Here is a 15,969-nt window from a genome sequence, read left to right on the forward strand (position 1 = left end):
TAAGAAAGAATGTGAACATTTAAAATAACAGAAAATTCAAGTGCTTAATATTTTTAAAAGATTACTTTTCTTCCCATAGAAGTTTCCAAGATGGTTTATGTTGAGCAGTAAGATTAAATCCTTGTCCAAGAATTCCTGATAGGATGCTCTCTGATTCGGGTATGGTAAGTGTGAAACGAATTCGGACGTTTCCAGGTTCTACAGTTTTTAAAAAATTTTGTAACTGCTCAATGTGTGTAATACTTTTTATCTGGCATCCCCATACTTCGTCAGGAAAAGACAAAGCCGTAATATCTTGGGTAATGAATCGGATATTTTGGTCTTCAAGGCGCCCCAAAACTTTTAGATCTAGAGCTTGTCCTGGAGTAAGAAGATCTCTACATTTGACCAAAAGATCTGAAAAAATCGTAATTTCATAACTTCCATCTCCGTCTGAAAGTGTTAAAAATGCATATTTTTTTCCTCCTTTACTCATTTTTTCTTTTACTGCCATAAGCATACCGCACATACGAAATGCTTGGTTTTTACGAATAGCTTGAGTCAGTTTTTCAACATTCTGAGAAGTCAGTACATCAGGTGAATTTTCTAAAAATGATGTAAGCGGATGTGAATTCAAATAAAATCCGAATGCTTGCCTTTCATACTCCAAAGTTTCAAAATTTCCCCAAATGGGGCCGTTTTGAAGGCAAAGCGAAGACGTTTCGATAGGAAATAAGGTGTCGGAATTAATCGGTTGAGTGCCAAATTTTAATAAACGATCTATGTTGTGTATTAAAGTACTTCGATGAGAAAACAAGTTATCTAAAGCTCCCGCCATGATTAATGCTTCTAATTGCTTTTTATTAAGCGTACACGACAATCGATGAAGGAAATTTTCTAAAGAAGAAAAAGGTCCGTGAAGTTCTCTTTCTTTTTGTAAACTTTCCATAGCCTGCGTTCCTACATTTTTTATTGCGGCAAGACCGTAACGAATACGTTTTACTCCCTCAACTCGACACAACGCGTCTGAAGCGTTAACGCATGCTGGAGAAATTTGAATTTCCATACGTTTTGCTTCTGTTACAAATAATCTTAATTTTTCTGTGTTATGTAGATCGCAATTCATTAAACTTTTCATAAAAATTTCTGGATAATTAGCTTTTAAATAAGCGGTTTGGTAAGAAATCAACGCGTAAGGTACCGCATGAGCTTTTGGAAAGGCGTATCCTGCGAATTTTGCAATTTGATCAAAAAATAGACTCGCGGTTTCGCGGCGCCCTCCTTGTTTTTGCAGAACTCGATCAACAAAAATATGACGCTGAGTGTCCATTTCTGATTTAATCTTTTTTCCCATGGCTCTGCGAAGAAGATCTGCTTCTCCTAAGCTGTATCCCGCTAAACATTGAGCGATCTTCAGAACCTGCTCTTGGTAGACCATGACTCCGTATGTAGGTTTAAGAATATCCTCTAAGATAGGGTATTCATAGGTGATCACTTCTCTTTTGTGACGACATGCTAGATATCTTGGAATTTCATCCATAGGTCCGGGACGATATAATGCGACCAATGCAATAATTTCTTCAAATGCTTCTGGTTGTAGTTGACGCAAAACGTCGCTCATTCCCGTACTTTCTAATTGAAATATACCTACGGTTTCCACTCGTCTTAATAATTCATACGTTGCAGAATCGTTCAAAGAAATCTCAGAAAGAACAAGGGAAACGCCTTGAGTTTTCAAAATATTTACAGCGTTTTGTAAAATGGTTAATGTTTTTAATCCTAAAAAGTCAAATTTGACTAATCCGCAGGCCTCAATATATTTCATTGAAAACTCTGTTGCGGGCAAAAAACTATTTTCGTCTTGGTAAAGCGGAACGCGCTGTGCTAGAGGTTCATCAGAAATAATAACACCAGCGGCATGGGTTGCCGCATGACGATAAAGCCCTTCTAAAGGTTTTGCTGTTTCGATCAATGTCCGTACGGTATCATCTTCCTCCCACATACGCATTAGTGAGGGCTCTTGTTTTAAGGCTTCTTCTAATGTTACTGGATGAGTAGGTTGTTGAGGGATGAGTTTGCAAATCGTGTCAACTTGACGATAAGGCATTTGGAGTACACGCCCAACATCTCTGAGCACTGCGCGTGCTTGAAGTGTACCAAACGTAATAATGTGCGCAACTTTGTCTTTTCCATATTTTTCTGCAACGTAAGCGATAACTTCATCACGACGCTCTTGACAAAAATCTACGTCAAAGTCAGGCATGCTAACGCGCTCTGGATTCATAAAGCGCTCGAAGACTAAATCAAATTCTACAGGATCAACATCTGTAATATCTAGGCAAAACGCGACTAAAGAACTTGCTCCAGACCCTCTTCCTGGGCCTACAGGAATATTATTTTTTTTTGCCCAACGAATAAAATCTGAAACAATTAAAAAATACCCAGAAAATCCCATGGGCTCGATGATACTTCGTTCATAAGATAAGCGCTGCATATAGCGATTTCGAATGGATTCTTGATCTACAGAGTGTGAAACCTTTGGTAAAATATGTTTTAACAATCGACGCTCCAGCCCCGCTTCACTTTCAGTACGAAGCTGTTCTTGCTCATTTAAGCATGGAAAAGAAGGAATGCGTACAGTGCAAGGCTCTAACAAAAATCCAATTCGTTTAAAAAATTGATACGTATTTTGAAGGGCTTCAGGAATATCTGAAAATAATTGCTCCATCTCTTTTGGACTTTTAAACCGATACTCTGGAGTTAATTTTGGGCGATCTTCTTCTACGACGTATCGCCCTAACGCAATACACCTTAACGCATCATGAGAAGTGTGATCTTTTTTTTCCATAAAAAATGCTGGATTTGTTGCCAAAAGTGGAATATTTTCTTGATACGCTAGCTGAATACACGCTTCATCTAGATCTTTTAGTGAGTTATCGCATCGTTGTAATTCAACGTAAAGATGATTCTTATAGAGTTCTGAAAGCATACGTAACGTTTCTTGGGCTTCTTGTATTTTGTGTTGAGCTAATAAACTGTATAAGGGGCCTTTTGCTCCCCCGGTGGTGACAATTAGTCCTTCGGAAAATTGTTGCAATTGTTCAAGAGTAACTTTTTCTCTCATAATATCTGTATTAGATACGGTAGAGGAGCTGATAAGTTGACATAAATTTTCGTACCCCTTAGGTGTTTTAACCCATAAACCGAGATCCCAATGATATGTTTTGAACGCTAATGTAAGGTTGCTTCCCAAAATGGGGAAGATTTGAGCTTTTTTGCACGCCAAAGAAAACTCCATAGCGCTAAATAAATGACGTTGATCGCACAAACCTATAGCAGGCATTTGAAGGGTTTTTGCAGTATGAATGAGATCAGGAATTCGAATCGAACTTTCTAATAAAGAATAAGCGCTGTGATTTCGAAGCGCGATGTACACGTTGAAAGACTCACTAAATTAATAAATTTATTACTATTTTGAAGGAAAATATAGAAAAAGTCCATGGTCTTTTTTAAGAAAAACTGAATTCAGTTAAGACATGATAAAATACTACATTTTTTTTAATCTTAGATGCGTCTTTCCCAATAAATCAATGTAATTTAAAATAAAAAAAGTGAACAGTTGTTTAATTAACTGGGTGTTTTGTGATTTTATATTTTAAAAAATTTGAAAGTTTTATTTGTTTGTTGAGTATGGTTTTACGTGCGCAAAAGTATAGTTAATTTAAGTTAAATTAGATGTTATTTTTTGTTATAACGAAAGAAAAAAAACACTTTTTTCTTTCTATTTCTCATTTTTCAAAAATTCCTAATTCAATCTAAATTAATTTAATGATTACATTTAAGAGAAGTTTTTGTATATTTTTTAGAATTTTTTGTAAGCACAACCTCTCTATTTTTTATAATTAAGCAAAATAAAAAAAATAAAATCAATGAGCCCATGTAAAATTTTAAAACAGAATAAAGTAAAGAAAAAGCAATTCTATCTTATTTAAGTTTTGTTTCACAAAGAAATTCGCGAAATTTTAAGGGGCCAAAAACAAAAAAATGCGCACGAAAAGCAATTAAAGCAATTTTCAGCAATTTGTCGATACTTTTTATACTTTCTGTTAAAAGACGCTTTTCCTTTTCGTGTTCTGCGCGAATCAATCTGTATTTTAATATTTCGATGTGCATGCACAGTGTATAGCATTTATAACGAATAATATCCCCATCCTTATCAAGATCAAGAGGCATGACCGTAAACAGTATATCTTTACACGTGAGTGGAGGAAGTAAGTGATCTGAAATTGCATCAACATATCCCCAAGCTGTTGCTTGAAATAACGCAAACAACACTAGGCATTTTCGAAATAGAACCATGGATACACTGTGAATTTTTAAGAGCTAAGATACACCATGTTAGAGTTAATCTTTTCTTATTTTGTTTGAAAAATAGAGTTTATTGAAATTGTGTCTTTTTAACCATCCTTGATTTTGAAACAACATCTATCATAATAAAATGTAGATTTTCAATGTGTGCGTTATGTCAAAATCTAGTGATTTACATCAGGTTCCGTTTTTTCAGCTTGTAAATTTTTTATGGAAAAGCTGTTTATATACAAAAGGATGCTCTTTGTTTTTAGTCTTGTGTCCGATGCTTTGGGCTGCAGAATTATCGCTTATGCCTTATGCGATTGGAAAATTTTTAGATTGCTTGCATCCTGAAGTGACGTATAAAGAAGTACTGAGTCCTTTGTTTCTTTTTTTTTCAGCGTTGTTGATGGTTTTGATTTCTTATCGATTATTTAATTACATGATAGGGATCTGTATGGTTCCAAAATTACGCTCTCGTTTAGCGAGAATTGGTTTGAGCCAAGTTTTTAACATGTCTTATGAGGCACTTAAAGAAGAGCTGCCAGGAAAAATTTCCGGAAAAATCTCTGATCTTCCCAAAGTTGTTCCTGAATTGTTAGAAATGTTTTGTTGGAAAGTGTTAGCCCCTTTGATTGCCTTAGCACTGAGCCTGATTCTTTTAAATCAAAAAGATAAAATTTTTGCGCTTATCACGTTTATTTGGGCAATATTTTTTATTACTGCAAATTTAGCAATGGTTCCTTATTTGATTGAACGTTCAGCGCAGTTTGCGCAGTGCGGAAATCAAATTTTAGGAGTTATTTCAGATTCCATTTTAAATGCTTTTACAGTAAAAATCTACAGTCAAGAAGAAAAAGAGGACAGTTATTTAAAAAAAAATTGTAAAAAAGGTGAGATAACAGAAAAAAATTTACAATGGGCTTATTTTTTTCTGCATTTGTGCTTATCTTTATGCTATGTCGCGATGCTTGGATTAACTTTGTATGTCGCGTTTCATCAATTCAAAAAAGGAAAAATTTCTGTAGGAGATTTGGCGGTTATAATGAATCTTAACCTAGGTATTGCTCATGTGCTATGGGAAAGCAGTTTTGAATTTAGTAGAATAGCGCAACATTTAGGGCGCATGAAACAGGTATTAGAGATGTTTTCTTCATCTGCATTATTTGTTCAAGAGCCTAAAAAGCCACAACATAATGTGAAAGCTGCAATTTTTCGCTCCCCCCCTTCAATACGATTTGATCATGTTACGTTTTCTTATTCTCCAGAAGTTTCTTTGTTTCGTGACTTGTGTTTGACGATCTGCTCAGGGGAAAAAATAGGTCTTGTGGGATATTCCGGGGCAGGAAAAACATCTCTTGTTCAATTATTATTGGGGCTTTATTCTCCTGATAGGGGAAAAGTTTTAGTGAACGATTTGCCTGTAAGCACGATGAATCTTCAGTTCTTGTATAAAAATGTTACGTTCATTTCTCAAAATCCTCAATTTTTTCGTCGTACAATTTTAGAAAATTTGACTTATGGGTGTGAAGACATTACGTTAGAACAGGTAGATTCTGCGTGTAGTCAAGCAGGAATTTTAAAACGTATTCAAGAGCTTGAGCATGGCTACCAAACAGTTTTGGAAGATCAAGGATCACCTTTGTCGGGTGGAGAAAAACAACGATTAAGTATTGCAAAAGCGTTTTTAAGAAATACTCCTGTTTTAATACTTGATGAGGTGACAGCTCAGCAAGATGCTATTACAGAGCAAAGTATTCAAATCTCTTTGGGGGCGTTAATGCAAGGAAAAACTTGTATTGTTATTGCTCATCGCTTAAGGGTGGTTACGCTTATGGATCGTCTTTTTGTGTTTAATCATGGAAAAATAGAACAAATTGGTCCGCATGATCTTTTGATTCACCAAAATGGATTATACAAAAAGCTTTGGGATATTCAGAATTCAACGTCATCTTTGCCAATAAAAAATTTATAGAACTATAAGGGCAGGGAGAAGGTAGAAAAAATAATAATAATGACAAAATATTGTTTATTTTTAAATATTTAAAAATAATAGTTGTTTTTATTATTAGCTGTGCGTGAATATACAAATAAAAAAAACAAATGAAAACGTAAGATAAAAATTAGTAGAAAAATTGGGAAATGTGAAGTTTTTGAAGTGATCATTGCATAACTTTAGGTTTTTTCAGAAAGCAGGGTTTATTTCAGGCTACAGATGTTCATTTTATCAAAAAAAATTTTCCTTGATTACAACTAAAACGAATTTTTTATCATAATCATCGTGAATATAAAGTGTAAGTTTTTCGAACGAAAATGGTCTTTAAAAAAAATACTTGATTGTTTTGTAAGTTTTCCCTAAACTTAAAAAAATGTTTTTTCTGTGATTAAATACGTTTCAAATAGAAAATTTTAGAAAAGTTTTATTTTTTAGCGTATAATACCTTTTAGATAGTTTTTTTAATGTTTAGATACAAAACGAGTAATTAGGCGATTTTATGAAAAGTTTTACAATTTTGACATGGATGCTTTCTATGTTAAGTATATTGGGCGCGATACTGAATAGTAGGAAAAATGTTTACGGATTTATCGTGTGGGGTATAGCAAATTGTGCTTGGCTTGTTGTCGATTTTTATAAAGAAATTTATGCTCAGGCTTTTCTTTATTCTATTTTTATTGGGATAAATATTTACGGTTGGCTTATGTGGAAAAAAGAAGAAAATAAAAAAAAGGAAACAGATGTCTAAACTCTACTTTTATTACGCAACGATGAACGCTGGAAAAACAACTAATTTAATTCAAAGTAAATACAATTATGAAGAACAAGGTATGAGTCCTGTTGTGTTTACAGCAGCGATAGACACGCGTTTTGGAATGAATAAAATAACTTCAAGAGTGGGGCTGAGTATTGATGCGATTTCTTTTGACGAAGATACAAATTTTTTAGATGCGTTAGCTTCTATGCAGCTTGACTGCCTTTTTGTTGATGAAGCGCAATTTTTAAATAAACGGCAAGTCCAAGAGCTTCTTAAGATTACGTACTCTCGAGATGTTCCTGTCTTATGTTATGGATTGCGTTCTGATTTTAAAGGGGAGTTATTTGAAGGAAGTAAGTATCTTTTAGCTTGGGCAGATAAGTTGCAAGAATTAAAATCGATTTGCTTTTGTGGTAAAAAGGCTACGATGAATGCGCGTTTGGATAAAAAAGGCAATAAGATGAAAGAAGGGGATCAAATTGCCATAGAGGGGGCTACGAAATATAATGTTTTCTGTGCTAAACATTTTTTTGTTAAGGGATAGATTGGCATAAAAGATTTTATCTTTCAGTACTTAAACAGTTTTAATTTTTTTATGAAACCTCATGTTAGATTCACTCAGAAAATATTTGTTTTTAGAAAATGTGCATATACTGTATAAAAAGTTAAAGATTAACGAAATTTCCAGCGACAAGGTGTGCAAATTCTAGAGAAATTTTGAAAAATGGAGGTGAAATTAAATTTTTGGAAAAAATTGATAATTTTTTCATGCTGATGGAATAAATAAAAATGGTATTACTTAAGCACTTAAGGTATGATCAAAAATTAATGCTAAAAAATAATTTCATGACTTCTGTATGCTCTATGTTTTGGTTCAGAAATGATTTAAGACTCTTAGATAACCCTGGACTTGTCGAAGCTTCTAAATTAGGAGAAGTTTTTCCTATTTATATTTTAGATGAGTCGATTCCGTCGTTTTTTAAGCAAGGAAAAGCAAGTAAAATTTATTTGCACTATTCTTTAGAGCAATTGAACGAATCATTATCAGGAAAATTAAACATATATAGGGGGGATGCTCAAAAGATCATTTTTGAGCTTTTTTCTGCACATACGAGAATTAAAAATATTTTTTGGAATCTTTGTTATGATCCTTGGCAATTTCATACAGATCAAATCATTGAAAAAAAGTTGGGGAAATTGCAGATTTCTTGTAAAATCTTTAATGGATCTTATTTGTGGAATCCTCAGGATATTAAAAAAGAAGATGGAGGGCATTATAAAGTTTTTAGTGCTTATCAAAAAAAAGTATATACAATAGAACCTAGAAAACCTCTTTCTTTATCCAAACATATCCAGTTCATCAAAGACGAAAATAATAGGACGACTTTACAAGATTTGGATTTGCTCTCTTTAAAAAATTGGAACAATAAAATTGAGTCATATTGGACGTTTGGTGAAAAATCTGCTCAAAAAAAGCTATATACATTTTTACAGTGTAATTTGGCGGGATATAAAAAAGGAAGAGACTATCCAGGAAATCAGCAGACTTCAAAATTATCAGCGAGTCTTCATTTTGGGGAAATTTCACCTCACCAAATTTGGGAGGCTGTCCACAAAATCAGGCAGGAAATGCTTTGTGAAGAAGATATTCGTCATTTTTTAAGTGAAATAATCTGGAGAGAATTTTCTTGCTACTTGATGTTTCATTTTCCTGAGCTTCCTTGGAAAAACTTTAAAGCTCAGTTCGATAATTTTCCTTGGACCTATCATAATGAGTATTTTGAAGCTTGGAAATCTGGAAATACAGGGCACCCCATTGTTGATGCGGGAATGCGTGAGCTTTTGCAAACAGGGTATATGCATAATCGAGTTAGAATGATCGTGGCTTCATTTTTAGTTAAAAATTTAATGATCCATTGGAGCTATGGTCAAGATTGGTTTTGGGAGCGCTTAGTTGATGCCGATCTTGCTAACAATAGCGCAAGTTGGCAATGGGTTGCTGGATGTGGGGCTGACGCTGCGCCGTATTTTAGAATTTTTAATCCGACGCTTCAAGGAGAAACGTTTGATCCGCATGGTCATTATACAAAACAATTTCTTCCAATACTTAATCAATTGCCAAGCCAATATTTGTTCAAACCGTGGAAAGCTTCTGCTCATCTATTAAAACAAGCTGGAATTGTTCTAGGAGAAAACTACCCATTTCCTATCGTAGATTTAAAATTTTCTAGGGAAAGAGCTCTATCTGCATATACAGCATGTTGAGTAAAGTTTTTTAAGTTTCAGATGAAAAAAACAAAATCTTTATTAATCCCGTATTGCACTAATGTAAAAGTTATGATAGAGTTGCTTTCGAAAGTGCGGATATAGTTCAGTGGTAGAACGAAAGCTTCCCAAGCTTTAGGTGAGAGTTCGATTCTCTTTATCCGCTCTTTTTTTAAAACGTGCTTTTAAAAATTTTTACACAAACGTGTATTATTTTTTTTAGGGAGGTACTGGTGTTGGAAGTTAAAATCTGTTTAAACTTTTGATGCTTGATCGTTTGTGTTGTTCAGATAACGCGGATACGGTGTGCCAGAAACGTGTTTAAATGATTGCAAATAATTTCATGATCATTTTTTGTGATTTGAAAAAAAATCTCAGTAAATTAATTTCTTAACAAGAAAAGCTTTTTGTTTGTGTATGTAGAAGTTTTTGGTAAGCGATACTTGCAAAAACATGTTAAACGGCTATTAGAGTAAGAAAAGAAAGAACATCTTTAATCTTGTGTTGAAGAAAATCTTAGAAATTTTAAAAAAATTTACCGTAAAATGTAATGCGTAAATATAATTAAATTAAGTTGAGATTTTTGAATTTAAGAATAGGAATGAATTTCTATGTTGAGAGAATTAAGTGAGAAGTTCTTGGCTAGATAGTTTTAGAAATTTTCTTCTGAACACTATACTTTTTCTTGAATGTCAACTTAATTTACTGTCGTTTCTGTTGATCCAAAACGATAAGTGGTTGAACGATCCTTTTGCGCGGCTAGAAAAATGCTGTGAACTTTAGGAATGTTGAACATGCACACTAAGTATGCGAATTAGTTTTAATTTTTATAATTTTAAATTTAAATAACAAATATTTTAAAAAAATTAATTTAACAATATTTTTAGTATGAATAACGTGTTCTTAGAGCGTTCGAAATTCGCATGTAGCCGCAAAAATCCTATCATTTGTTAAAACTTTACACAATGACTCTTGAAACTCTGCGCATTAAAAACTAAAATCTATACAGGGTATCAGAAAGTAACGAGAACAAGCTGTGAAATTTAAAGTCCCTTCTTTACATTATCATGCGTATCCAAAGGCAGGAAAATGGGAGATGATCCCGTCTAAGTCTTTAAAAGGATGGCGAGATTTTGCTCTTGCCTACAATCCGGGTGTTGCCTTTGCTTGTGAGGCAATTGTTGATGATCCTCATAGCGTTTACGATTTGACCAATAAGGGGCATCTTGTTGCGGTGATTACAAATGGTACAGCTGTATTAGGGATGGGGGATATCGGTCCGCTTGCAGCAAAACCTGTGATGGAAGGAAAATCTGTTTTAATTAAATATTTTTCAGGATTAGATAGTATTGATTTAGAGTTAGCTGAAACTGATCCATATAAATTGATTGAACATATCGCAGCTTTGGCTCCTTCTTTTGGTGCGATTAATTTAGAGGATATTAAGGCTCCAGAGTGTTTCATTGTTGAGCAAGCATTGATTGAGCGATTAACAATTCCTGTATTTCATGATGATCAACACGGAACAGCTATTGTTGTGTGCGCTGCTGTGCTGAATGGATTGTATTTAAAAAATTTATCTATTGAAGAGGCTATCGTCGTGGTAAATGGAGCTGGCGCCGGAGCTTTAGCTTGCTTATCGTTATTGTGTCACTTTGGATTGAAAAAAGAAAATATTTGGTTGTGTGATCAAAAAGGAGTTGTGTATAAAGGTCGAGAACATGTTAATCCTTATAAAGCTGAGTATGCGCAAAATACTTGTAAGCGCACGCTAAGTGAAGCTTTGCAGGGGGCAGATGTATTTTTGGGACTTTCCAAAGGTCGCATTCTTACGAAAGACATGCTTTCTGTCATGAGCGCGCGTCCTTTAATTTTTGCTTTAGCTAACCCTGTTCCGGAGATTTTTCCTGAAGAAGTTTATGAAGCTCATCCCGATGCGTTAGTAAGTACAGGAAGATCAGATTACCCAAATCAAATTAATAATATTTTGTGCTTTCCTTATATGTTTAAGGGGGCTTTGGCGGTGCGTGCTTCCTGTATTTCACAAGAAATGAAGAAAGCCTGTGTTCAAGAGCTTGAGAATATCGCAAGGGAAGGGGAATGGGGCTCTTGTGGAGCTTATGAGGGAGAATTGCATTCGTTTGGTTCCAAATACTTTATTCCCAAGGCTTTTGATCCGAGATTGAGAGTCAGACTTCCTATGGCTATTGCGCAAGCAGCTGTTCGTTCAGGGGTTGCGTTTTTAGAGGAGAGTGTATTGCTCGACTTTAAGCAGCAGCTTATTTGGGAAGCATATTCTTGGCTTCCTACGTTTTGTCGATTGTATCTTAGGAAATCGTTTGAGATATCCTATTTTTCAAAACCTTTTTTTGTTTTTTCTTATGATTTAGACGCTCAAGATCGTTGGAAACTTTTTAAATCAGCACTTCTTGCTTTGCAAAGCCACGATTTGTGTACAGTGAAAGTTGTTCATCCAAAAGGAGGGCTGTATTTTGATGACTCTGATTTACCTCATTGCGGGCAAACAGATTTAAGCACTGTGCATTTGCACGGTTTTTCCTGTCTTCCTGGACAAGATATTTTTAAATTAAAGAGCGAACTGCATGAAGAATGTTGTTTGATTTCTCTCTTGAAAGAAGCAAAACAAGATACAAAGCAATATCTTACACAGCTTATGAAAGCAGCTTCAGTGCTTTATCAAAGCCCTTGTGAGCTTAAAGATTTGAATTCTTCGAACATGATCTGGAGTGTCCCGTTAGAGATTTCTTTACCTTGTGATACGCATATTTACGGTGAAACACTTTATATACATAAAAATATATCTTTTCGTGATATGATTGAGTTAGCAGCCTTGGTGATGGGACGCGTTTATGAGCATAACACCTAAAGGACTATATCTTACTGAAGGAAGATTAGTCCAAGCTTTATCCAACAAGATTGCTTCGCTTCGGATTCTTTTGGATCATTCTAACAATAGTGATGAGTTGAATCAGCTTATGAAGGGGCTGTATCCTAGTGAGATCGCTTATTTAATTCAGCATTTAGAAGAAGAGCAGCGCAGAAAGTGTGTGCTGGGGTTGAAATCAGAATTTAATGCAGAAATTTTATTATTTTTGTCCCCATCTTTGCGTAAAGAAGTCGTGAACCTATTCGATATATCAGAGCTTAGTCAAATATTGATTAATTTAGAAAGTGATGATGTATTAAATATTTTAAGAGATTTGGAAGCAATTCATTATCAAAAGGCATTAAATTATTTTCCTGTAGAAAAATCGAGATTTTTTTTAGAAAGATTACGACATCCCCAGCATACAGCGTGCGCGTTGATGCGCAGTGAGGTTTTGGTTTTTCCCGATTATTGGAAAGTATGTCAAGCGTTAGAACACATACGATCTTGTCATACTCCCAGATTTTACGATGTTTTTGTAGTGGACCATGAGCGGCGTTTTTTGGGATCTATTGAGTTGTCGGCTTTTGTAAAGTGTCAGGAAGACGAGCTTTTATCTGAAGTTATGACGAGAAGTACCCATGTTATTCCTATTGATTGGGGGCAAGATGAAATTACGTTTATGTTTAGGTTGTATGAGCTGATCTCTGCTCCGGTTGTCGATAAAGACTCTCGAATTGTAGGAGTGATTACTGTAGATGATGTTATGAGGGTTATTGAAGATAAAGTAGCAGAAGATTTTATGCATTTGGGCGGAATACATGCTTCAGACTTTTATGAAACGGTTAGCAAAACAAGCGTGGGAAGATTAAATTGGTTGCTTATTACGGTTATTGATGCCATTTTAACTTCCTTAGTAATACAGTATTTTGAGCGGGTTTTACATTTTAAACAAGGGTTAATCATATTAATGCCTATTGCAGCAGCTATGGGGGGAAATAGCGGAATTCAGGCTGCAACAGTCGCAATTCGCGCTTTAGCTACTCGGGAATTAAATGCACTCAATTCAGCACGATTTTTATGGAAAGAAGTCAGCGTTTCATGTTTTAATGGTGCGTTATTAGGGGGGGGATTGGGAGTTTTAGCATTTTTATGGTTTAAAGATATTCGTGTGGGATTAGTGTTAGGAGGCGCGGTTTTGTTCAATATGTTGTGGGCTGGTATTGCAGGAACTTTATTTCCCATGATTATTGCGCGTCTTTCTGGAGATCCAGCATTAAGTTCTGGCCCTTTGTTAACGACGACCACAGATGTATTTGGGTATGGATTATTTTTAGGGTTATCTTATTTTATTTTTAAGTTTTAATCTTAAAAATTAATAAATATTTTTACTTAGAATGGTTTTATTTTTTGGAATAATATTTTTTCATAATGTGGGGGTAGTGTTGGATTTTTGTCTAATCTTTATTCTGAATAGATATAATGTCTTGAAAATTGATAAAATCTCACTATACTCTAAGAGTATGGAGATAAAAGGGGGAAACGTTTTGACGAAATTAAAAACTCATAGTGGAGCTAAAAAGCGGTTTAGATTGACAGCCAGTGGTAAGGTGCGTCGTGGTTATGCTATGAAAAGACATAATATGCGCAAGCGTCCTACAGACATGAAACGAGATGCTCGGGGAATGTGTATCATGGATCATTGTGATGCTAAAGTGATTAAAAAGAATTTTTTGCCTTACGGACTAAACTAAAGGAGAGGAGTCATGACTAGAGTCAAGAGAGGAGTGACGGGGCGCGCACGTCACAAAAAGATTATTAAAATGGCCAAAGGATACAGAGGTCGCTCTAAGTCTTGTTTTCGTATCGCACTTCAGCGAGTAGAAAAGGCATTACAGTACATGTATCGTGATCGCAGATGTAAAAAAAGAGACTTTAGGTCTTTGTGGATTCAAAGAATAAATGCGGCAGTTAGAAGGCATGGTATCGTCTATAGTGATTTTATACATGGTTTAGGTTTGTTACAGAAAGACGAAGGAGATGTTCTGAATCGTAAGATATTGGCAGATATGGCAATTCAAGCTCCAGAATCTTTTTCTGCATTGGTTGAGCGAGTAAAACAAGTGATTCCAGAATATCGTTGTGTTCAGGGATGGACATCTTTATGATGGAAGTCAGCGGAAAAAAGCTCAAACAATATATTGAAGAATTAGAGCAACTTGAAGAGCGGCGTTTTCAGATTATTGAAGAAACAAAAGAAGTTTTGGCTGATGCAAAGGGAGAAGGGTTCGATATAAAGATTATAAAAAAAGTCTTACAGATCCGTCGAATGAAGCCAGAGCAATTTTCGGAGCAAGAAGCGCTTTTACAAACGTATATTGATGCACTTTTGGATACAGATTAAGGCAATTCTGCTTGCTCAGTAGAAAGATGAAAAGTATTTAAATATTCTACAGAGCAAGCTTATCTAAAAATAAAAAAATTATTTTCAAATGTGTTTTAGTTATAAATTGTAAAACATAAAAATGGATCATTTTGTGTAAGTAGAGCGATTTAACGTTCTCTCTAAAAATGCCGATGCATGATTTAGACCATCGATAGAAATATTGTGTGCAGCATCCAAATCTACCCATTGTTCCAAAGAAAGATGATGTGCAAAAAAGTCTTGGCATGTGAATTCTAGAGCTTTTAGTGGAACAACATCGTCTTTTGCTCCGTGATATAGCCAAAATTTAGGAAAATATACAGGCTGGGTGCGTATACGATAAAATCCAGAAAATCCCAAAACTGCAGAACAAGGCATATGGAGTAATCCTAAATGACAGGCTAGCGCAGCACCTTGTGAAAAACCAGCAAGAATTAAAGGAACGGAATCACACATATAGGACTCAAATCTCTTGGCTACAACTCTAGCTGATCTCTCAATGGCATACTGAAGGGTTGAAACATATCCGTTTGCGCTTAATAAATCGGATTCACAGAAAGCCGACAAAGAAAACCATTGACGTCCTGTTCTGTCGGAGCTTCCCTCAAAACATTCGTGACCATCGGGAACAATTACGCTCAGATTCGGATTTTTTTGATGCAAGTACTCTCCACAAGGAGCCAAATTTTCTCCATTAGCACCGTATCCATGAAAAAGAATAAGACGCGCACGCTCTTTTTGGGATGCTTTAAAAATATAATCTTTCATCGCGTAAATACTCTTTAGAGAGCCACAAACCTTTTCATTCATACATTTATGATACTTGAAAGTTATAAGAGATCAAGAGCCTAAAGGCGTTTATGTGTGGCTTCTGTTCAAAAATTGTCTCACGTATCCAAACGTATACAAGGTATTACTTTTTTTTGCTCAAAAAAGTTAGATGAGTTATATAAAAGAGCATCCTTATGCAGAAAAGGGGTTAATGGAGGTAAATCAGGGCATGGGCCCGAACAAAAGTGGATCAAACATGAAACCACATGTGGACTTGGATGGGCCTAAGGGCTTCCGGTTAGAATCAGGCTTCGTTGCTGATTGCAAACAAGTGAGCTATCTTGTGGAAAAAATAGGCTCTGAAAATACTTCTTGCAGATAAAAGATATGATACCAATCAAAGTATTGATGAGAAAAATTGTTTATGAGGTAACTGATGTTACGCAGCAATAGTTGATTTCTGCTTGAAATAATCATATTTTTCGTCCGTAAGTTTATAACTCATCTTACGTAGCACCTTTCAAAATTTGAAGTTCATT

Annotated in this window: 13 protein-coding genes and 1 tRNA gene; 11 read left to right on the forward strand and 3 right to left on the reverse strand. The window is 35.0% G+C overall.

Annotated features, from left to right (window positions below; genetic code table 11):
- Positions 1–61: 61 nt before the first annotated feature.
- A complete protein-coding gene (gene dnaE, locus P618_RS03705) occupies positions 62–3,415 on the reverse strand; it encodes a DNA polymerase III subunit alpha (RefSeq protein ID WP_021826876.1) in 3,354 nt (1,117 codons plus the stop codon).
- A 548-nt stretch (positions 3,416–3,963) separates the two neighbouring features.
- Positions 3,964–4,314: a hypothetical protein gene (locus P618_RS03710; RefSeq protein ID WP_156918988.1), complete on the reverse strand. Its 351-nt coding sequence runs from the start codon at positions 4,312–4,314 to the stop codon at positions 3,964–3,966.
- 187 nt (positions 4,315–4,501) lie between these two features.
- Between P618_RS03710 and P618_RS03715 the strand changes: the two genes are divergently transcribed.
- The 10 genes from P618_RS03715 (at position 4,502) to P618_RS03760 (ending at position 14,638) form a co-directional block, all read left to right on the forward strand.
- Complete coding sequence (locus P618_RS03715; protein ID WP_021826873.1) at positions 4,502–6,304, forward strand: ABC transporter ATP-binding protein; 1,803 nt, start codon at positions 4,502–4,504, stop codon at positions 6,302–6,304.
- A 520-nt stretch (positions 6,305–6,824) separates the two neighbouring features.
- Positions 6,825–7,073: a nicotinamide mononucleotide transporter gene (locus P618_RS03720; protein WP_021826872.1), complete on the forward strand. Its 249-nt coding sequence runs from the start codon at positions 6,825–6,827 to the stop codon at positions 7,071–7,073.
- Entirely contained in the window at positions 7,066–7,626 is a 561-nt protein-coding gene (locus tag P618_RS03725; protein ID WP_021826871.1) for a thymidine kinase, read from the forward strand. Before P618_RS03720 ends, P618_RS03725 begins: the two co-directional genes overlap by 8 nt.
- Before the next feature lie 245 nt (positions 7,627–7,871).
- Positions 7,872–9,347, forward strand: coding sequence for a cryptochrome/photolyase family protein (locus tag P618_RS03730; RefSeq protein ID WP_024161172.1), 1,476 nt, complete (start codon positions 7,872–7,874; stop codon positions 9,345–9,347).
- A 95-nt stretch (positions 9,348–9,442) separates the two neighbouring features.
- Positions 9,443–9,513 (forward strand) — tRNA-Gly (locus P618_RS03735).
- 870 nt (positions 9,514–10,383) lie between these two features.
- Positions 10,384–12,234, forward strand: coding sequence for a malic enzyme-like NAD(P)-binding protein (locus tag P618_RS03740; RefSeq protein ID WP_021826869.1), 1,851 nt, complete (start codon positions 10,384–10,386; stop codon positions 12,232–12,234).
- Positions 12,218–13,600 carry a magnesium transporter gene (gene mgtE, locus P618_RS03745; RefSeq protein ID WP_021826868.1) on the forward strand — a complete coding sequence of 461 codons (1,383 nt, stop codon included), beginning with the start codon at positions 12,218–12,220 and terminating at the stop codon, positions 13,598–13,600. The genes P618_RS03740 and mgtE overlap by 17 nt, the downstream gene beginning before the upstream one ends.
- 181 nt (positions 13,601–13,781) lie before the next feature.
- Entirely contained in the window at positions 13,782–13,988 is a 207-nt protein-coding gene (gene rpmI / locus P618_RS03750) for a 50S ribosomal protein L35 (protein ID WP_040458426.1), read from the forward strand.
- A gap of 12 nt (positions 13,989–14,000) precedes the next feature.
- Entirely contained in the window at positions 14,001–14,402 is a 402-nt protein-coding gene (rplT, locus tag P618_RS03755; protein ID WP_024161173.1) for a 50S ribosomal protein L20, read from the forward strand.
- Positions 14,399–14,638, forward strand: a complete 240-nt coding sequence (locus tag P618_RS03760) for a GapR family DNA-binding domain-containing protein (protein ID WP_021826865.1) — start codon at positions 14,399–14,401, stop codon at positions 14,636–14,638. Before rplT ends, P618_RS03760 begins: the two co-directional genes overlap by 4 nt.
- A gap of 126 nt (positions 14,639–14,764) precedes the next feature.
- On the opposite strand, the gene P618_RS03765 is transcribed toward P618_RS03760, so the two are convergent.
- The gene (locus P618_RS03765; protein ID WP_021826864.1) at positions 14,765–15,427 is read right to left on the reverse strand and encodes an alpha/beta hydrolase; all 663 of its coding nucleotides are present in this window, start codon (positions 15,425–15,427) and stop codon (positions 14,765–14,767) included.
- Positions 15,428–15,599: 172 nt separating this feature from the next.
- Here P618_RS03765 and P618_RS07880 point away from each other — a divergent pair, with 172 nt between their 5' ends.
- Positions 15,600–15,812: a hypothetical protein gene (locus tag P618_RS07880; RefSeq protein WP_024161175.1), complete on the forward strand. Its 213-nt coding sequence runs from the start codon at positions 15,600–15,602 to the stop codon at positions 15,810–15,812.
- Positions 15,813–15,969: the final 157 nt, after the last annotated feature.

This window comes from Holospora obtusa F1, assembly GCF_000469665.2.
GTDB lineage: Bacteria > Pseudomonadota > Alphaproteobacteria > Holosporales > Holosporaceae > Holospora > Holospora obtusa.